The organism is Pararhodobacter zhoushanensis, assembly GCF_025949695.1.
Lineage (GTDB): Bacteria > Pseudomonadota > Alphaproteobacteria > Rhodobacterales > Rhodobacteraceae > Pararhodobacter > Pararhodobacter zhoushanensis_A.
The window spans coordinates 1,835,029-1,853,940 of record NZ_JAPDFL010000001.1 but is presented as its reverse complement, the minus strand read 5'-3'; the positions used below and the strand labels follow the sequence as shown (position 1 = coordinate 1,853,940).

The following is an 18,912-nucleotide window of genomic DNA, read 5'->3' as shown; positions in this document are numbered from 1 at the left end:
TCAAAATTGTCTGACGGCGCGAATGGCGCTCTGCTCCATCACTCGCCTTCCGGCGTATGAGAGCGGCCTGTTGGGGGGCAAAAGCGATCAGCGACACGGCAAGCGCCGGATAAAGACGTGACGAAATAAGTAGACATTCAGCGGGCTGGCCAGCAGCGCCTTGTGTCGCGCAGAGGCCTGCAGCGTCCGGTCAACGGTGATCATGATTCTTCACCATGGCGGCCAGAACCGCAACACCGGCGCCCGCGCCCGTGCGCACCAGCCTGCAACGACACCGCAAGCCATTGTCTTTTCTGGATATAAAAGGAATGTGGTGCCCGAGGCGAGATTCGAACTCGCACACCCGTTAGGGCGGAGGATTTTGAATCCCCTGCGTCTACCGTTCCGCCACTCGGGCCCGAAAATCGACTTAGCGCGGCGCGCGCGCAGGGTCAACGGGGCAGACGCGATCAGCGGCCCGCTTCCGCGCCAAGCCGCCCTTGACGTGCCACATAGGCTGGGGCACGAGGGGGATAACCGCCCAACCGGAAGCCCCTCTATGCTGCGTTCGCTCTATGACTGGACCCTGTCGCTGGCGTCGCATCCGCGCGCGCTTTGGGCACTGGCTTTCGTCGCCTTCCTTGAAAGCTCGGTCTTTCCGATCCCACCCGACGCGCTGATGATCCCGATGATCATCGCCATGCCGCGCCGCGCCTTTACCATTGCCGCCGTCGCAACCATCGCCTCGGTTCTGGGGGGCTTGCTGGGCTATGCGATCGGCGCGCTGGCCTATGAACAGATCGGCCAGCCGATCCTGGCCTCGCTCGGCAAGGTCGATGCGATGACCGAGTTCAACCAGCGCTTCGCCGATCTCAGCTTCTGGCCGGTGCTGATCGCCGGGCTGACGCCCTTTCCGTACAAAGTCATCACCATCATGTCGGGCTGGACCGGCCTGCCGCTGGCGACCTTCATCATCACCTCGATTGTTGCGCGGGCCGGCCGGTTTTTCCTCGTCGCCGGGCTGCTCTATTACTTCGGCGCACCCATTCGTGACTTCATCGAGAAGCGTCTGGGCTTGATGACCGTGATCTTCGTCGTACTACTGATCGGCGGTTTCATGGCTGTGAGGTATCTGTGAGAGACTGGGCTCTGGCATCCCTGGCGGGACTTGGTTCAGCGGCGCTGCTCGGCGGCGCGCTGTTTTTTCAATACGTTGTCGGCCTCGCCCCCTGCGAGCTGTGCATTTTGCAGCGCTGGCCGCATCTGGTCGCGTTCATCATCGGGCTGATCGTCTGGTTCGTCCCGTCGGTCTGGCTGATGGGTCTGGGCGCGCTGTCGGCGGCCACAGCGGGCGGTCTGGGCGTTTACCATACGGGCGTCGAGCGTGGCTGGTGGGAAGGCCCCACCCATTGCTCGGGCGGCGGAGATATCGGCGCGCTGACGCCCCAGCAATTGCTGGATCAGGTGATGGCCGCCCCGGTTGTGCGCTGCACCGATGTCGCGTGGGAAATGCTGGGCCTGTCGATGGCCAGCTGGAACGCGATCTTTTCCTTTGCGCTGGTCGGCGTCTGGTTGATCGCCATGCGCCGCAGCGCCTGATCAGCCAACAAGCGGATCTGTCGCGGCCAGCCGGGTAGGTCGGGGTTCAACCCCGACTCTCATGCCACCAACGGATCGCGCGCGGCCAGCACCGACCGCGTCAGATCTGCCAAACGGTGCCGCTGCTGGCCGCCCGCGTCAAAATTCGCCGGATCGAGCCAGGTCTCGAACGCCACTTTCAGCGCCGGCCATTCCAGATCAATCGCTGCATACCACGCCGTATCGCGATTGCCGCCCTTGACCACGCCCGCCTGCCGAAAAACGCCCTCAAAGCTCATCCCATAGCGCTGCGCGGCGCGGCGCGAGGGCATGTTGGCCGCATGGCATTTCCATTCAAACCGCCGATAGCCCGCCTCAAAGCTCCATTCCATCAGCCGGTAGACCGCCTCGGTCGCTTCGCGCGTACGCTGAAGCCGGGGGGCAAACGTCAGCCAGCCTGCCTCGGCCGAACCGGCCCGCGGGTCGATGCGCATCAGGCTGAGCGTGCCGCCCAACCGCCCGTCCGCCATGCGGATCGCATAGTGCAAAGGATCCCAGCCCAGCCGCGCCGTATCCAGCCACGCGGTATAGGCGGCCAGATCCTTGTGCGGACCGCTGGGCAGATAATCCCACATCGCGCCGCTGCTATCTTCGGCGTAAGCATCGAACAGATCGGCGGCATGCTCGCGGCCCAAAGGCTCAAGCGTCACATAGCGCCCGCTGATTGCAGTACGGCTGGGCAGTTGCGGCGGGGTCCAGTCGGACAGGTCGGTCATGGCGATGCTCCGGGCTATGTGCGCCCATCCTAGCCAGCGCGCGCGCCGCGTCACGCGAAAACGCGAACGGGGGCGCAGGCCCTTTGGCCGCGCCCCCGCATCGTCAGCCCTGAGGCCGGATCAGTCTTTGGGCACCACGCGCAGGCGCAGTTCGCGCAGCTGCTCGTTGGTGGGGTCCGAGGGCGCGTTCATCATCAGGTCTTCAGCGCGCTGGTTCATCGGGAACATGATGACCTCGCGGATGTTGGCGGTATCGGCCAGCAGCATGACGATCCGGTCGATGCCCGCAGCACATCCCCCGTGCGGCGGTGCGCCGTATTTGAACGCCTTGACCATGCCGCCGAAACGCTTCTCGACCTCGGATGCCGGATAGCCCGCCAGCTCGAACGCCTTGAACATGATTTCCGGCTTGTGGTTGCGGATCGCGCCCGAGACCAGCTCGTACCCGTTGCAGGCAAGATCATACTGATAGCCCAGCACGTCCAGCGGATCGCCCTGCAGCGCCTCCATCCCGCCTTGCGGCATCGAGAATGGGTTGTGGCTGAAGTCGATCTTGCCCTCGTCGGTCTTCTCGTACATCGGGAAATCGACGATCCACGCAAAGCGGAAGGTGTCCGTCTCGGCCAGACCCAGCTCGCGCCCGATCTCGTTGCGGGCACGGCCTGCAACGGCCTCGAACTGCTCGGGCTTGCCGCCGAGGAAGAAGGCAGCATCCCCCTCGCCCAGACCCAGTTGCACGCGGATCGCTTCGGTGCGCTCAGGGCCGATGTTCTTGGCCAGCGGGCCTGCCGCCTCGGTCTCGCCATTCTCACCCTTGCGCCACAGGATATAGCCCATGCCGGGCAGACCTTGCTGTTGCGCAAACGCATTCATCCGGTCGCAGAACTTGCGGCTGCCGCCGGTCGGCGCGGGGATCGCGCGGATCTGGGTGCCCTCATTCTCCAGCAGCTTGGCGAAGATGGCAAAGCCCGAACCCGCGAAATGCTCGGACACGACCTGCATCTTGATCGGGTTGCGCAGGTCGGGCTTGTCCGAGCCGTACCACAGCAACAGAATCCTTGTAGGCGATCAGCGGCCAGTCGGTATCGACCGTCTTGCCTTGCCCAAATTCCTCGAACACGCCCTGAATGACCGGCTGCACGGCGTTGAACACGTCCTGCTGCTCGACAAAGCTCATCTCGACATCGAGCTGGTAGAAGTCGGTGGGCGAGCGGTCAGCGCGCGGGTCTTCGTCGCGGAAGCAGGGCGCGATCTGGAAGTACTTGTCGAAGCCCGACACCATGATCAGCTGCTTGAACTGCTGCGGGGCCTGCGGCAGGGCATAGAACTTGCCCGGATGCAGGCGCGACGGCACCAGAAAGTCGCGCGCGCCTTCGGGGCTGGAGGCGGTGATGATCGGGGTCTGGAACTCGTTGAAGCCGATGTCCCACATGCGGTTGCGGATCGAGCGCACCACGTTCGAACGCAGCATCATGTTGGCGTGCAGCCCTTCCCGACGCAAATCGAGGAAGCGGTAGGTCAGGCGCGTTTCTTCGGGGTAATCCGGCTCGCCGAAAACCGGCAGCGGCAGATCGCCCGCTTCGCCCAGAATGCGCATCTCACGCACATAGACCTCAATGCCACCCGTCGGGATCTTGGCGTTGACCAGCGACGCGTCGCGCGCCTTGACCGTGCCGTCGATCGAGATGACCCATTCCGAACGCACCTTTTCCAGCGCGGCAAAGGCCGGGCTGTCGCTGTCGGCGATCAGCTGGGTGATGCCGTAATGGTCGCGCAGGTCGATGAACAGCACGCCGCCGTGGTCGCGCACGCGGTGCACCCACCCGGCCAGGCGAACGGTATCGCCGACATGCGCAGTGTTCAGATCGGCGCAAGTATGGTTGCGATAGGCGTGCATCACGGACTCCGGGTCAAGGCAATTGGACTGCCCGGATACACAGCGTCAGGCGTTGGAAGTCAAGCCCGAGGGCGTCTTCAGCCCTGCGGCGGCGGGCTGGCACCAAAGAACACGCCATCCTCGAGCACTTGTGCCACGGTCTCGCGCTTCACCATCGGCTGCTGGCCCGCATAGGCGTAGGTCAGCGCCAGATCGCACAGCTGGTTGATCAGCCGTGGCACGCCGTCGGTTGCCTGATGGATCAGCTCGGCGGCCTGACGCGAAAAGATGTTGGGATTGCCCCCCGCGTGCCGGATGCGCGACGCGATATAGCCCCCCGTCGAGGCGGCATCGAGGCGCGGCAGATGATAGCTGGCCGCGACCCGCTGGGCGAATTGCACCAGATCCGGGCGGCGCACCATCGCGCGCAACTCAGGCTGGCCGACCAGCAGCAGTTGCAGCACCTCGTCGCGGCCTGCGTTGATGTTGGTGAGCATGCGCAGGTCTTCCAGCGCGTCGCGGTTAAGGTTCTGCGCCTCGTCAATCACCAGCAACACACGGTTGCCGGCGTCGTGCTCGGCCAGCAGAAAGTCCTGAATCACCCCGAAGGGATCGCCATCGCCCCCCTCGGGCGCGCTCAGACCCAGCGCCGCACAGACCCGCCGCATCACGTCATTCACACCGGGCCGCGCATTCGAGATCATGCCGATGGTGACCGCATCGTCCAGACTGTCGATGAAATGGTGCAAGAGCGTCGTCTTGCCTGCCCCGATCTCGCCGGTCAGCAGCGTGATGGGCGCGCGGGTCGACAATCCATAGTCCAGCATCGCATAGGCGCCCCGGTGTTCGGGCGACCAGAACAGATACTCGGGATCAGGGGCCAGCGCGAAGGGTCTCTCGCGCAGCCCGAAATGATCGAGGTAAAAGTTGAGTGCCTGTGCCATGCCCGGTCCGGTTAATCCTGCGCCCCGTCCCTGACAACAGGGCGCGGCGTTCTGCGAAGGGGATATAGGGCAAGTTTGTCACCAATACCAAATTCTCGCGGCGCTTTCGGGGCACCGAGGTCACCGCCCGGCGCATGAGGTGATTCGCCACCCCTACCCTCGTTGGTTGCATCATCGCTTCCGGCACCCGCATTGGTCCGTGCGCTGCACCACGGCATGCGCTGCGCCAGCGCACCTGACGTAGCGGAACCGTTGCCGAATTTGAGACGATTCTCGCATTTCTGCACGTTCTTTGCACCCGGCAATGCAGTATGACACGCGGCGCAGCGATGCCCGTTTGGAAACAAACAGTTTACCGACGAAATAAGGCAAAATCGCCGCAATTTGTTTTTTTCATGCCCTAAAAAGGGTTAATTACGTCACGAGTACGCCGGATGGTGCCTGGGGGGTGTCAATCGGCCCCAACGATTTTCGAGTGCTGCCCAATGACCCTGCATTATCGCTCGCTCCCCGATGTTACCGGGGTCGATCTCGGACCGGTGCACGCCTCGAGTGTTCTGGAGCCGTGGGAAAGTGGCTTTCCCGCTTACGCTCTGATTCCGCTGCCGTCTCTGCATCCGTCGGACATCCTGCCCAAGCTGGGCTCGAACTATGCGGTCTATGGCAAGCGGGTGCTGGATGTGGTTTTGGCCAGCATTGCGCTGATTCTGTCGGCACCCTTGCTGGTGCTGCTGGCCGCTGCGCTCTGGCTTGAAAGCGGCAACCCTTTCTACACGCAAGAGCGACTGGGCCTGAACGGCCAGCGCTTCCGCATGTTCAAACTGCGCACCATGGTGCCCGGCGCAGCGCAGCGGCTGAACGAGTTTCTGGACCGCGACCCCGCGCTGCGTACCGAGTGGGAAATCACGCAGAAGCTCAAGCGCGATCCGCGCATCACGCCAATCGGGCGGTTGCTGCGCAAGACCTCGATGGATGAGCTGCCACAGATCTTCAACGTCCTGCGCGGCGACATGAGTCTGGTCGGCCCGCGCCCCATGCTGCCCGAGCAGATGCCGCTCTATCTGAACCCGCCCGCCTATCTGGGCCTGCGCCCCGGCATCACCGGGTTGTGGCAAGTGACGGCGCGCAACGAGGAAAGCTTCGATCTGCGCGCGATCATCGACCTGCGGTATGCGCAGCGGCTGTCGTTCATGGGGGACCTCAGGATCATCGGCGCAACCTTCGGTTCCGTGCTGTTCGCCACCGGATACTGAGCGCGACCTTCGCCCTTGCGAAGCCGCCGCCCCGCTGCCATGCCTGTCGCATGAACACGAACTTCACCCCTCCCGTTGCCCGTCACGCCCCGGTTCTGCTGGCTATCGTCGGCCTCTGCGCCCTGCTTGAGACGGTTTTCACGCTGGCCGACACGCCCTTTGCCGACTTCAGCGTGCTGCGCCGCACCGCGATGGTTTACGGCGCCTTCTGGCCCGGCCTGCTGGGCGGCTGGGACGAGGTTTTCCCCGGCCAGCGCTTCACCATGTTCCTCAGCCACGCCTTCCTGCATGGCGGCTTCTTGCACATGGCCTTCAATATGCTGATCCTGCTGGGGCTGGGCCGTGAAGCGGTTCTGCGGCTGGGTCAGGGCGGCGTGTTGCTGCTTTTCGTGCTCAGCGCCGTCGGTGGCGGGGCGGTTTATGGCCTGCTCAGCACCTCGGATGCACCGATGCTGGGTGCCTCGGGTGCCGTGTTCGGCTTCTTTGGCGCATCGGTCTATTGGAACATTCAGGCCCGCCGCGCGCGCGGTCTCTCGATCGAGCAACCGATCCGGCTGACCCTTGGTCTGGTGGTGATGAACGTCATTCTTTGGGCGCTTGTTGGCGGAATGCTCGCCTGGCAGGCACATCTTGGCGGTTTTATCACCGGAGCGCTGCTGGCCCGTGTTGTCACCCCGACACCGGGCCATCGCCACAGGGTGCGCAGCGGAACCCGTTGACAGGGCCGCCAATCCGTCATTGCATTCGATCCTGAAATACGCCCTATTGGCTGAATATGATCAAATGATGACGGAGATGCCTTGACCACCGCCGCCACCGCCTCGTCTGCCCCCGCCCCTCCGATCTCACCCTCGGCTCCTGTGCCAGTGATCGAAATCCGGGGGCTGCACAAAGCTTACGGCCAGCTTGAGGTGCTCAAGGGCGTCGACGTCAAGGCGCTGCCGGGTCAGGTCATCTCGTTGATCGGCTCGTCCGGTTCGGGCAAATCCACCCTTTTGCGGTGCTCCAACCTGCTGGAAGACAGCCAGCGCGGCGAAATCCTGTTCGAGGGCGAGGCCGTACACTGGCGCGGCGACGGGCTGGGCCGCCAGCCTGCCGACCGCGCACAGGTTGCCCGCATCCGCACCAACCTGTCGATGGTGTTCCAGAACTTTAACCTGTGGTCGCACATGACGGTTCTGCAGAACGTCATGGAAGCGCCGCTCACCGTGCTCAAACAAGACCGTGCAACGGTCGAGGCGCGCGCCCGCGCGCTGCTCGACAAGGTCGGCATCGGTGACAAATGCGACGTCTACCCGGCGCAGATGTCGGGCGGCCAGCAACAACGCGCCGCCATCGCCCGCGCGCTGTGCATGGAGCCGCGCGCGCTGCTGTTCGACGAGCCGACCTCGGCGCTGGACCCCGAGCTTGAGCAAGAGGTTGTCCGCGTCATCAAGGCGCTGGCCGATGAGGGCCGCACGATGCTGATCGTCACGCATGACATGCGGCTGGCGGCGGATGTATCGGATCACGTCATCTTTCTGCATCAGGGCCTGATCGAAGAAGAAGGCGCGCCCGCAACCTTGTTTGGCGCGCCGAAATCCACACGCCTGCAACAATTCCTCAGCGCCGGTCACTCGGCCTGAGGCAATAAGAACCCAAGTCCAACAAAGGGAAAATCCCATGAAAAAACTCGTTCTTACCGCTGCCCTTCTCGCGCTTGGCTCGTCCACCGCGATGGCCCAGACCGTGACCCGTCTTGGCACCGAGGGCGCCTACCCTCCGTATAACTACCTTGACGAATCCAACCAGCTGGTCGGGTTCGAGATCGATCTGGGCAATGAACTGTGCGCCCGCGCCCAGCTGACCTGCGAGTGGGTGCAAAACGACTGGGACTCGATCATCCCGAACCTTGTTGGCGGCAACTATGATGTCATCATGGCCGGCATGAACGCCACCGAGGCCCGCGCCGAGGTCATCGCCTTCAGCCAGGCCTACAAGCTGCCCGACCCGTCGGCCTATATGGCGCTGGCCGGCACCGATATGTCGGTGATGGAAGATGGGGTGATTGCCGCGCAGTCGAACACGATGCAAGCCAGCATGGTTTCCGACACCTCGGCGACGCTGATCGAATTCCCGACCGCCGATGAAACCATCGCCGCCGTGCGCAACGGCACCGCCGATGCGGTTCTGGCTGACCGCGACTTTCTGGTCACCTATGTCGAGGAATCGAACGGCGAGCTGGAATTCCTGGCCAACGTGACCCCTCCGGGTGCCGGCGTGTCGATCGGTCTGCGCCAGTCCGACACCGAGCTGCGCGCCACCTTTGATGCGGCGATCGATTCGATGAAAGCCGACGGTTCGCTGAACGCCCTGCTGGTGCAGTGGTTCGGCGACGAGGTCGATGTCTTCGAATGATCTGACAATCCGGCCCCCTGATTCTGCATCGGGGGGCCAACCCCCGGTGTCGCATGTTCGCGTTTTGCTCAGACCCTGCCACCCTGCCGCAATGGCAATGGATGGCCTGCTACCTGACCACCGGCTCGCATTTCGCGTTGTATCGGTCGGTTCTGGTGGTGCTTCTCTTGCTGGCACTGGCCGCCCCTCTGGCTTTGGGCATGGGCTTTCTCGGCGCCCTTGCCGTGCGCTCGGGCAATCTGCTGCTCAAGGGCATCGGCACGATCTATGTGTCGATGGTGCGCGGCGTGCCCGACATCATCTTTTTTCTCTTCGTCCCCTTCGCGATTGACCAAGGCGTCGAATACGCCCGCCACCGCATTCTGTGCCCCGACTGGGACCAACCGGTGCGGCAGGGCAATGATTTCATCGTTTGCGCGGCAGCCAAGATGCCCTTGGCCACCGATCCGCTTTGGGTTCACAACGTCTGGGGTTTCTCGCTGGCGTTGTTTGCCTTCGCGTTGGTGTTCGGCGCTTTCGCCGCCAACACGCTGAACGGCGCGATGAATGCCGTACCCCGCGCGCAGCTTGAGACGGGCGAGGCTTACGGCATGACCCGCCGCCAGACCTTCCGCCGCATCCTGTTGCCCCAAATGTGGGTCTACGCCCTGCCCGGCCTGTCGAACCTGTGGATGATCCTGACCAAGGCGACGCCGCTGCTGTTCCTGCTCGGCATTCAGGATGTCGTGTTCTGGGCGCGCGAGTTGGGCGGGCAGAAGACCGGGCATTACGCCTATACCCACCCCGACTGGCGTGTGTGGTACTTCCTTGGGGTGCTGGTGTTTTACCTGACGCTCACATGGGTCAGCCAGCGCGGCTTTGACCGGCTGATGCGCAAGCTCAACCACGGGCAAGCCACCGCAGGCGGTGAAGCCCAGCGAAAGGCTGCGATATGAGCGTCGATTTCGCCACCTGCGCCGAAAGTTTCCACGGTCTGATCCTGCGCTCGCTGGGTCGTGACTTTGGCGACCGGCTGCTGCCGCGCGGGCTGGAGATCAACGTGTGCGATCAGGTGTTCCTGATCGCCTCGGGTCTGGTGTGGAACGTGTATCTGGCCGCGCTGGCGCTGTTCTTCGGCTTCTTTCTGGCCACCGCCATTGCGCTGGCCAAAAGCAGCCAGACCCGCTGGCTGCGCTCTCCTGCCGAAGCCTTTGTCTTTATCTTCCGCGGCTCGCCGCTGTTTGTGCAGTTCTTCTTTGTCTACGAAGCGCTGGTGCTGCTGCCACGCGCGGGCATCGAGATTGGCCCGATCACGCTGGACACCCAATGGATGACCCGCGCCTGGGCCGGGGCGCTGTTTGTGCTGTTTCTCAACACCTCGGCCTATACCGCCGAAATCTTCCACGGCGCGCTCAAATCCGTGCCCAAGGGTGATCTTGAGGCCGCCGATGCCTACGGCCTGACCGGCTGGACCAAGTTCCGCCGTGTCACATGGCCAACGATGCTGCGGCTGGCATGGCCCAGCTACACGAACGAGGCTATCTTTCTGCTGCACGCCACGACATTGGTGTTCTTCTCGGCCTTTCCCGCCTGGCAACAGATGGGGGACGCTCTCTATTACGCGAACTATTTTGCCGCGCAGACCTTCAACCCGTTCATCGCTTATCCGATCGTGGGGCTCTACTTTGTCCTCATGACTCTGGCGCTGATCGGGGGTTTCGGCGTGGTCAATCGGCGGTTGAACCGGCATCTACCGCGGGCGGCGCGTGCCCGGCTCCGGTTCAAACCGCACTATATCAGGTGATCTATGCGTGATTGGCTCCGCCATCACTCCGACGTTAAAACCATCCGCGTTGCCGCAGTCGATCTGAACGGTCAGGCCCGCGGCAAACGCATCCCTGTCAGGTTCGCCGACAAGCTGGTCAAGGAAGGCACGCGCTTTCCCTTCTCGGTGATGAACCTCGACATCTGGGGCGAGGATATTGAGAACAGCCCGCTGGTGTTTGACTCTGGCGACGCCGATGGTGTCCTCAAGCCCACCGGCCGCGGCTTCCTGCCGATGCCCTGGCTTGAGGCCCCGACAGCATTGCTGCCGATCTGGATGTTCCACGACAACGGCACGCCCTATGCGGGCGATCCGCGTCATGCGCTGGCCGATGTGGTGCGCAAATTCCATGCGCGCGGCCTGTATCCGGTCTGCGCGACCGAGCTGGAATTCTACCTGATCGACGATTCGGGCCGCGAGTTCCGCGTGCCGCCCTCGCCCCGCTCGGGCAAACGCCGCCCCGGCGCTGATACGCTGGCGCTGCGCGCGCTCGATGCGTTCGACCGGTTCTTTACCGATCTTTACGACGCCTGCGAAGCGATGGACATCGACGCCGACACCGCGATTTCCGAGGCCGGGCCGGGCCAGTTCGAGGTGAACCTCTTGCACTCGAACGACGTGCTCAAGATTGCGGATGACACCTGGCTGTTCAAGATGCTGGTGCGCGGATTGGCCCGCAAACATGGCTTTGCCGCCAGTTTCATGGCCAAACCCTATGAAGACTGGCCGGGCAACGGCATGCACATGCATTTCTCGATCACCGATGAAGACGGCGTCAACCAGTTCGGCGACGGCACGCATGGCGGCTCGCCCCTGTTGCACAACGCGGTGGCCGGGTGCCTGAAAGCGATGGCTGGCACGACATTGCTGCTGGCCCCGCATGCCAACAGCTATGACCGTCTGGTGCCCGAAGCCCACGCCCCCAGCGGCATCGCATGGGCCTATGAGAACCGTACGGCGGCGCTGCGTATCCCGTCGGGCAGCCTGAAAGCGCGGCGCATCGAACACCGCGTGGCCGGGGGGGACATCAACCCCTATCTGATGATGGCGGGCGTTCTGGGCGCAGCGCTGATCGGGATCGAGGACGAACTGACCCCGCCGCCGCCCATTACCGGCAATGCCTATCAACTCGATCTTCCGCAGATGCCGACAACGTGGCAGGATGCGCTGGACGCCTTTGAAAACAGCCCCGACATGAAACGCATCTTTGCGCCGCTCCTGATCGACAACCTCGTTCGGACAAAACGGCAAGAGATCCACTACATGGCCGAGCTGTCGCCCGAGGAAATCCTCGATCTCTATATCGACACCGTCTGAGGCAGACATGAAAATCGGAATTCTGCAAACCGGCGACGCGCCCGAAGGGCTTGAGCATCTGGGCCAATACCCCGACATGTTCGAAACCCTGCTGGCCGGACACGGCTTTGATTTCGCCCGCTACCGCGTGCTGGGGATGGAATTCCCCGGCAGCGTCCACGACTGCGACGGCTGGCTGATCACCGGCTCGAAGCATGGCGCCTATGAGGACCACCCGTTCATCGCGCCGCTCGAACAGTTCATCCGTGATGCCTTTGCGGCGGGTGTGCCGGTGGCCGGCGTGTGCTTTGGCCATCAGATCATGGCGCAGGCCCTGGGCGGCAAGGTGGAGAAATACAAGGACGGCTGGTCTGCCGGTCCGACCACCTATGATTTCGGCGGCCAGACCCTGACCCTGAACGCCTGGCATCAGGATCAGGTCGTCGAACTGCCGCCGGGTGCCGTGCCCATCGCCTCGTCACCGTTCTGCCAATACGCGGGGCTTGCCTATGGCAAGACCGGCTATTCCGTACAGGCGCACCCGGAATTCGGCGACGCCTTCGTCGGCGCGCTGATCGAAACGCGCGGCCGCGGTGTTGTACCCGATGCACTGCTGGCCGAGGCCCGCGCGAAACTGGGCACGCCGCTGGACAGCGCGGCGATTGCCGACCAGATCGCCGGTTTCTTCAAAGCTGCCGTTCCCCACGCTGTCTCGTAACCGAGCACCAAGGATATTTCCCATGACCAACTGGACCAGCAAGATCCCCGAAGCGGCCCGTGACTTTCTGGCCGGGCGGCGGCTGGATGAGGTCGAATGCATTCTGCCCGACATCGCCGGTGTCGCGCGCGGCAAGGCGATGCCTGCCTTCAAATTCGACAAGCAGACGCATTTCTATCTGCCGACCTCGATCTTCCTGCAGACCATCACCGGCGAATGGGCAAACGCACCCGGCGGCGATGAGGAATACAAAGAGCCCGACATGACGCTGGTGCCCGACATGAGCACCACGACCGCCGCGCCCTGGACCAACGACATCACCTTGCAGGTGATCCACGACGCGATGAACCAAAAGGGCGAACCGGTGCCGACCGCACCGCGCAACGTCCTGAAACACATCCTGAACCTCTATGCGGCCGAAGGGTGGAAACCCGTGGTCGCGCCCGAGATGGAATTCTACTTCGTCGCCCGCAACACCGACCCGAACATGCCGATCGTCCCGCCGATGGGTCGCTCGGGACGCAAGGCCGCCGCGAAACAGGCCTATTCGATGTCGGCGGTGGATGAATACGGCAAGGTCATTGACGACATCTATGATTACGCCGAGGCGATGGGGCTGGAGATCGACGGCATCCTGCAGGAAGGCGGTGCCGGTCAGGTCGAGATCAACCTCGCCCATGGCAACCCGGTCGATCTGGCGGACCACATCTTTTTCTTCAAGCGGATGATCCGCGAAGCCGCGCTGCGCCATGATTGCTATGCCACCTTCATGGCCAAGCCGATCGAGGGCGAGCCGGGCTCGGCGATGCACATCCACCACTCGGTGGTGGACATCAAGACCGGCAAGAACATCTTCAGCGCCGCCGACGGCTCGGAAACGCCGGAATTCCTGCATTTCATCGCGGGCATGCAGAACCACCTGCCCGCAGCCATCGCGCTGCTGGCACCCTATGTGAACAGCTACCGGCGCTACGTTCCCGACTTTGCCGCGCCGATCAATCTGGAATGGGGCCGCGACAATCGCACCACCGGGCTGCGCGTCCCCATCGCCGGGCCGGAAGCGCGCCGGGTCGAGAACCGCATCGCGGGCATGGACTGCAACCCCTATCTGGGCATCGCGGCCTCGCTTGCGTGCGGCTATCTGGGCCTGAAGGAACGCACCGATCCCCGGCCTGAGTGCCGCATCAACGCCTATATGGGCGAGGATGAACTGCCGCTGACACTGGGCGACGCGATTGATCTGCTGGTCGCCGATGACGCGATGGTCGAGGTGCTGGGGCCGGATTTCGTGGCGCTCTATGCCTCGGTCAAGCGGCATGAGTACAAGGAATTCCAGCAGGTGATCAGCCCTTGGGAGCGCGAGCATCTGTTGATGAACGTCTGAGCATCGGGGGGGCTGCTCGCCCCCCGAGCCCCCTCGCCAGGGGAGGGGGCACGCCCCTCCCCTGAACCCCTCCTGTGGATACTTTCCGACAGAAAATGCGCGCCTTGGGTCACGGGGACGCAGGCGGCGGCTTTTCTTTGCAGGCGAGGCGCTTAGGCGCTAGGACGGGCGACATGGAAATGCGTGTCACGGATCTGGCCTGCGCCCGCGGCGGGCTGCCTCTGATCGAGGGGATGAGTTTCACCGTCGCGGGCGGTGAGGCGCTGGTGCTGCGTGGGCCGAACGGCTCGGGCAAGACGACGCTGTTGCGCACACTGGCCGGGTTGCAACCGGCGCTGAGCGGCGAGATTTCCTGTCCGCCCGAACAGATGACCTACGGCGCGCATGCCGACGGGTTGAAGGCGGTGTTGAGCGTGGCGGAGAATCTGTCGTTCTGGGCGGCGATCCACGGGCAGCGGGACATTGCCCCGGCGCTGGCGGCGATGAACCTCACCGAGCTGGCCGAGCGTCCGGCGCAGACCCTGTCGGCCGGGCAAAAGCGGCGACTGGGCCTAGCGCGGCTGTTGGTGACCGGGCGGTGGCTGTGGGTGCTCGATGAGCCGACAGTGTCGCTGGATGCGGCGTCGGTCGCGCTGTTCGCTGCTGTGGTGCGCGGGCATCTGGCGCAGGGCGGCGCGGCGCTGATGGCGACGCATATCGATCTGGGGCTGGCCGAGGCGCGGGTGCTGGAACTGGCACCCTACAAGGCGGCACTGCCGGTAGATCCGGGTTTTGACGAGGCCTTCCTGTGATCGCGCTGCTGATCCGCGACCTGCGACTGGCGTTCCGCGCGGGCGGCGGCTTTGGGCTGGGGCTGGGGTTCTTTCTGATCCTTGCCGTGCTGGTACCCTTGGGCGTGGGGCCGGACCCGGTGACGCTGGGGATCATCGCGCCCGGCATCTTGTGGGTCGGCGCTTTGCTGGCCTGTCTGCTCTCGCTGGACCGGCTGTTCGCGCTGGATCATGAGGATGGCTCGCTCGATCTGCTCGCCACCTCGCCGATCCCGCTTGAGGGGGTGGTGGCGGTCAAGGCGCTGGCACATTGGGGCACGACGGGCCTGCCGCTGGCCCTGGCCGCCCCGGTTCTGGGCATCTTGCTGAACCTGCCCGGCGCGGCCTACGGCACGCTGATGCTGTCGCTGATCCTTGGCACCCCCGCGCTCAGCATGATCGGTGCCTTCGGCGCGGCGCTGACCGTGGGGCTGAAGCGCGGCGGGTTGCTGCTGTCGCTGCTGGTGCTGCCGATGTACATGCCAACGCTGGTGTTTGGCGCGCAGGCCGTGACCCGCGCCGCGCAGGGCCTCGACCCCACCACCCCGCTTGTCCTGCTCGCCGGGATCACCGCCGGGTCCATCGCCCTGCTACCCTTCGCCGCAGCCTTCGCTTTACGCATCAATCTGCGCTAGGTTCACGCCGCTGTGTTTTGAGACCCGACCCCGTACGCATTAGGAAAATTGAATGGCATCGCTCTGGGAATACGCCAATCCGGTCAAGTTCATGCGGCTCTCGAACTGGCTTATGCCGGTGAGTGCCGTGCTGGCGGCTGCGCTGATCGCGGTGGGTCTGTACTGGGGGTTTTTCCTGACACCCGATGACTACCGCCAAGGCGCGACGATCAAGATCATCTTCCTGCATGTGCCCGCCGCCCTGATGGCGATCAATGCCTGGGCGATGATGCTGGTCACCTCGCTGATCTGGCTGATCCGCCGCCATCATGTCAGCGCGCTGGCCGCCAAGGCCGCAGGGCCTATTGGCGCAACGATGACACTGATCGCGCTGATCACCGGGGCGATCTGGGGTCAACCGATGTGGGGGACGTGGTGGGCGTGGGATCCGCGGCTGACGTCGTTCCTGATCCTGTTTCTGTTCTATGTCGGCTATATCGCGCTATGGTCCGCGATCGAGGACCCCGATACCGCCGCTGATCTGACCGCCGTTCTGTGCCTTGTCGGTTCGGTCTTTGCCGTGCTGTCGCGCTATGCGGCGCTGTTCTGGAATCAAGGGCTGCATCAGGGCGCGTCGCTCAGCGTTGCGCCCGGCACGCGGATGGACTGGTCCTACAAGGGTCCGCTCTATCTGTGCATGATCGGCTTTGTGCTTCTGTTTGTGGCGCTGGTGCTGGCCGGCACCCGTACCGAAATCCGCGCGCGCCGGTCGCGTGCCCTGATGACCCGCGAAAGGGCCCGTGCCTGATGCCTGATCTTGGAACCTACGCCACCGAGGTGCTGCTGGCCTACGCGGTTTCGCTGGGGCTTCTGGCCCTGCTCATCACCTGGACCTGGGCGCGGTCGCGCCGGGTTCGCCGTGACCTTGCCGCGCTTGAAGCGCGCGTAACCCGAGTCTGACATGCCCAAAATCAACCCCCTGCTGATCCTCCCCCCGTGCTGCTGGCCGGTTTCGTCGCCTTCGTCGCCGTGGGCAATTTCCGCGAGGACCGCGATGACCTGCCCTCGGCCCGCGCCGGGCATCAGGCGCCGACAGTGGAGCTGGCACCGCTGGAGGACCAGCCGCTGTTCACCGACGATATGCTGCGCTCGGGCGATGTGGTGCTGGTGAACTTCTGGGCCTCGTGGTGCCCGCCCTGCCGGGCCGAGGCACCGGTGGTCGAGGCGCTCGCGCATGAAGGGATCACCGTGCTGGGGGTCAATTACCGCGACGAGCCGGACCGGGCGATGGATTTCCTTGAAGAACTGGGCAACCCCTACGCCGCCATCGGGGCCGACCCGCGCGCGCGGATGGGGCTGGACTGGGGCGTTGTCGGCCTGCCCGAGACCTTTGTCATCGACGGCGAGGGCAATATCCTGATGCGCCACGCCGGCCCGCTGACCGATGAGATCGTGGAAAGCCGCCTGCGTCCGGCGCTGGCGCGCGCGGCCAGCGGCAGCTGAGATGACCCGGCCCGATGACGCCCGACTCACCAGCGACGGGCTGTCGGCCCGCAGCGGCGGCAAGGTGCTGGCGCTGGCCTGCGGTGCGCTGGCGCATGAGATTCTGGCGCTGAAGGCGGCGAACGGCTGGACGCATCTGGATCTGCACTGCCTGCCCGCCAACCTGCATCTGTGGCCTGACCGCATCCCCGACGCGGTCGAAGCGGCGGTCGAGAAGTTCCGCCCGGCCTATGACAGCATCTTCGTCGTCTATGCCGATTGCGGCACCGGCGGGCTGTTGCAGGCGCGTTGTGCGAAACTGGGCGTCGAGATGGTCGAGGGCCCGCATTGCTATTCCTTCTTCGCCGGCAACGCCGATTTCGCCGAGCGGGCCGAGCACGAGATCACGTCGTTCTACCTGACCGATTTTCTGGTCAAGCAATTCGACGCCTTCGTCTGGAAGCCGATGGGGTTCGAGAAACACCCCGAACTGATCCAGATGATGTTCGGCAATTACGAAAAGCTGGTCTACCTTGCGCAGATCGACGACCCCGCGCTCGACATCCGCGCGCGTGCCTGTGCCGCGCGTCTCTCGCTTGCCTACGAACGCCGCGTGACTGGTTACGGTGACCTCACCCAGGCCCTGCGCGACGCTGTGAGCGGTGCTTGAGTGGAACCGAGTGTTGTAACGCGCGCCGCCGCACCCTACTCTACCCCATAGCCCCAAAAAGCAGCGACGATGACCCCGCACGAGATCGAACACGCCGCCGCCGCCGAAAGCGTCAATCCGCACCGCCTGTCGGTGGTTGACCGCTACCGGCTGCAGACATGGTTTCTGGGTATCATCGCCTTTTCGATGATCCTGTTCATGCTGGTGGCCGCCCGCTTTATCCTGATCTCGCTGGTCATCGCCATCATCCTCTTTGCCATGACAGCGGATGCGATCAACGCGTTTTCACGGCTCAGGATCGGCTCGTGGAAGCTGACCAACTGGGTCGCCTCGATGGCCGCGTTTACCCTGATCGCCGTGCTGCTGCTGACCCTGTCGGGGCTGGTGATCTCGCAGGTCAACACGGTGGTGACGACCACGGCGGCCTATACCGATCAGGGCATCACCGCGATTGCCCGGCTGGCGGCGTGGTTCTCGCCCGAGGCCGAGGCGATGGTCGAAACCTCGATCCGCTCTATTCAGGTGTCGAGCTATCTGAGCACGCTGGCCGGGCAGGCCTCGAACCTGCTGTCGGCGACGACGCTGGTGATCCTGTTCGTCGGGTTCCTGTTTGCCGAACGGCTGTGGTTCAACACCAAGCTGGAAAACCTGCTGCACGACAAGGCGCAGGCGCAGCGGGTGGGGCGGATCATCCATTCCATCGTGCGCCGGGTGAACCACTATCTGCTGGTGAAAACCGGCGTCAGTCTGGCAACCGCGCTGGCGGTCTATGTGCTGATGGAAGGCTTCGGGCTGGACTTCGCCGGGCCGATGGCCGTGCTGACCTTTGTGCTGAACTATATCCCCTCGGTCGGGTCGATCATCGCAACGATCATTCTGGGGCTGATCACGCTCATTCAGGTGAACGACCCGGCGACGGCGCTGCTGGTCTTCGTGATCGCCGGGATGATCCAGTTCGTGCTGGGGTCGGTGATCGACCCGATGCTGATGGGCAAGGCGCTGAGGGTGTCGTCCTTCGGCATCATCATCTCGCTGGCCTTCTGGGGCGCGCTGTGGGGCATTCCGGGCATGTTCCTGGCGGTGCCGATCATGGTCGCGGCGATGATCGTGTGCTCGCATATCCCTTCGGCCCGTCCGGTCGCGGTGCTGCTCTCGCGCGAGGGGCTGCCCGAGATCGAAGAGATGGGCTCGGTCGCCGGAGTCGAACCGGTGGTGCGGCAGGCGGCAGAGTGAGCGTCCCACGAGGGGACATTTTTCCGGGCAATTGGTTTCAACGGGTTAGCCGGCGACGGTAACCTTTTGGCAACGGTTCTCGCCGTTCGTCGGTGCCTG

General features: G+C 64.0%; 20 protein-coding genes, 1 tRNA gene and 1 pseudogene. 18 read left to right on the top strand and 4 right to left on the bottom strand.

Annotated elements, in window-relative coordinates:
- Positions 1-311 precede the first annotated feature (311 nt).
- Positions 312-397, bottom strand: a tRNA-Leu gene (locus OKW52_RS09270).
- 141 nt (positions 398-538) lie between these two features.
- On the opposite strand from OKW52_RS09270, the gene OKW52_RS09265 reads away from it, so the two are divergent.
- Positions 539-1,117 carry a YqaA family protein gene (locus tag OKW52_RS09265; protein WP_264505439.1) on the top strand — a complete coding sequence of 193 codons (579 nt, stop codon included), beginning with the start codon at positions 539-541 and terminating at the stop codon, positions 1,115-1,117.
- The gene (locus OKW52_RS09260; RefSeq protein ID WP_264505438.1) at positions 1,114-1,578 is read left to right on the top strand and encodes a disulfide bond formation protein B; all 465 of its coding nucleotides are present in this window, start codon (positions 1,114-1,116) and stop codon (positions 1,576-1,578) included. Before OKW52_RS09265 ends, OKW52_RS09260 begins: the two co-directional genes overlap by 4 nt.
- 59 nt (positions 1,579-1,637) lie before the next feature.
- Here OKW52_RS09260 and OKW52_RS09255 read toward each other — a convergent pair whose 3' ends face one another.
- From OKW52_RS09255 to OKW52_RS09245, 3 genes and pseudogenes are all read right to left on the bottom strand, one after another.
- A complete protein-coding gene (locus OKW52_RS09255) occupies positions 1,638-2,333 on the bottom strand; it encodes a GNAT family N-acetyltransferase (protein ID WP_264505437.1) in 696 nt (231 codons plus the stop codon).
- Positions 2,334-2,453: 120 nt separating this feature from the next.
- Positions 2,454-4,230 (bottom strand): annotated as a pseudogene (aspS, locus tag OKW52_RS09250) (aspartate--tRNA ligase).
- A 77-nt stretch (positions 4,231-4,307) separates the two neighbouring features.
- Positions 4,308-5,153 (bottom strand): ExeA family protein, encoded by an 846-nt coding sequence (locus tag OKW52_RS09245; protein ID WP_264505436.1) that lies wholly within the window; start codon positions 5,151-5,153, stop codon positions 4,308-4,310.
- A 485-nt stretch (positions 5,154-5,638) separates the two neighbouring features.
- Here OKW52_RS09245 and OKW52_RS09240 point away from each other — a divergent pair, with 485 nt between their 5' ends.
- The 16 genes from OKW52_RS09240 (at position 5,639) to OKW52_RS09165 (ending at position 18,813) form a co-directional block, all read left to right on the top strand.
- Positions 5,639-6,406 (top strand): sugar transferase, encoded by a 768-nt coding sequence (locus tag OKW52_RS09240; protein WP_264505435.1) that lies wholly within the window; start codon positions 5,639-5,641, stop codon positions 6,404-6,406.
- 50 nt (positions 6,407-6,456) lie between these two features.
- A complete protein-coding gene (locus tag OKW52_RS09235; RefSeq protein ID WP_264505434.1) occupies positions 6,457-7,125 on the top strand; it encodes a rhomboid family intramembrane serine protease in 669 nt (222 codons plus the stop codon).
- Between the two features lie 123 nt (positions 7,126-7,248).
- A complete protein-coding gene (locus OKW52_RS09230; protein WP_319800498.1) occupies positions 7,249-8,031 on the top strand; it encodes an ABC transporter ATP-binding protein in 783 nt (260 codons plus the stop codon).
- A 37-nt stretch (positions 8,032-8,068) separates the two neighbouring features.
- A complete protein-coding gene (locus OKW52_RS09225; RefSeq protein WP_264505433.1) occupies positions 8,069-8,803 on the top strand; it encodes a transporter substrate-binding domain-containing protein in 735 nt (244 codons plus the stop codon).
- Between the two features lie 53 nt (positions 8,804-8,856).
- Positions 8,857-9,738 (top strand): ABC transporter permease, encoded by an 882-nt coding sequence (locus OKW52_RS09220; protein ID WP_264505432.1) that lies wholly within the window; start codon positions 8,857-8,859, stop codon positions 9,736-9,738.
- Positions 9,735-10,586, top strand: a complete 852-nt coding sequence (locus OKW52_RS09215; RefSeq protein ID WP_264505431.1) for an ABC transporter permease — start codon at positions 9,735-9,737, stop codon at positions 10,584-10,586. The genes OKW52_RS09220 and OKW52_RS09215 overlap by 4 nt, the downstream gene beginning before the upstream one ends.
- A 3-nt stretch (positions 10,587-10,589) precedes the next feature.
- Positions 10,590-11,924: a glutamine synthetase family protein gene (locus OKW52_RS09210; RefSeq protein WP_264505430.1), complete on the top strand. Its 1,335-nt coding sequence runs from the start codon at positions 10,590-10,592 to the stop codon at positions 11,922-11,924.
- A 7-nt stretch (positions 11,925-11,931) separates the two neighbouring features.
- Positions 11,932-12,621, top strand: coding sequence for a type 1 glutamine amidotransferase (locus tag OKW52_RS09205; RefSeq protein ID WP_264505429.1), 690 nt, complete (start codon positions 11,932-11,934; stop codon positions 12,619-12,621).
- A gap of 22 nt (positions 12,622-12,643) precedes the next feature.
- Entirely contained in the window at positions 12,644-14,005 is a 1,362-nt protein-coding gene (locus OKW52_RS09200) for a glutamine synthetase family protein (RefSeq protein ID WP_127104552.1), read from the top strand.
- Between the two features lie 173 nt (positions 14,006-14,178).
- Positions 14,179-14,796 (top strand): heme ABC exporter ATP-binding protein CcmA, encoded by a 618-nt coding sequence (gene ccmA, locus OKW52_RS09195; protein ID WP_264505428.1) that lies wholly within the window; start codon positions 14,179-14,181, stop codon positions 14,794-14,796.
- A complete protein-coding gene (ccmB, locus tag OKW52_RS09190; protein ID WP_264505427.1) occupies positions 14,793-15,449 on the top strand; it encodes a heme exporter protein CcmB in 657 nt (218 codons plus the stop codon). Before ccmA ends, ccmB begins: the two co-directional genes overlap by 4 nt.
- Before the next feature lie 52 nt (positions 15,450-15,501).
- Positions 15,502-16,236 (top strand): heme ABC transporter permease, encoded by a 735-nt coding sequence (locus OKW52_RS09185; protein WP_127104555.1) that lies wholly within the window; start codon positions 15,502-15,504, stop codon positions 16,234-16,236.
- Positions 16,236-16,388, top strand: a complete 153-nt coding sequence (gene ccmD / locus OKW52_RS09180) for a heme exporter protein CcmD (protein ID WP_127104556.1) — start codon at positions 16,236-16,238, stop codon at positions 16,386-16,388. The genes OKW52_RS09185 and ccmD overlap by 1 nt, the downstream gene beginning before the upstream one ends.
- A 36-nt stretch (positions 16,389-16,424) precedes the next feature.
- The gene (locus OKW52_RS09175) at positions 16,425-16,931 is read left to right on the top strand and encodes a DsbE family thiol:disulfide interchange protein (RefSeq protein ID WP_264505426.1); all 507 of its coding nucleotides are present in this window, start codon (positions 16,425-16,427) and stop codon (positions 16,929-16,931) included.
- Between the two features lies 1 nt (position 16,932).
- Entirely contained in the window at positions 16,933-17,580 is a 648-nt protein-coding gene (locus tag OKW52_RS09170) for a DUF1638 domain-containing protein (protein WP_264505425.1), read from the top strand.
- A 69-nt stretch (positions 17,581-17,649) separates the two neighbouring features.
- Entirely contained in the window at positions 17,650-18,813 is a 1,164-nt protein-coding gene (locus tag OKW52_RS09165) for an AI-2E family transporter (protein ID WP_264505424.1), read from the top strand.
- Positions 18,814-18,912 lie beyond the last annotated feature (99 nt).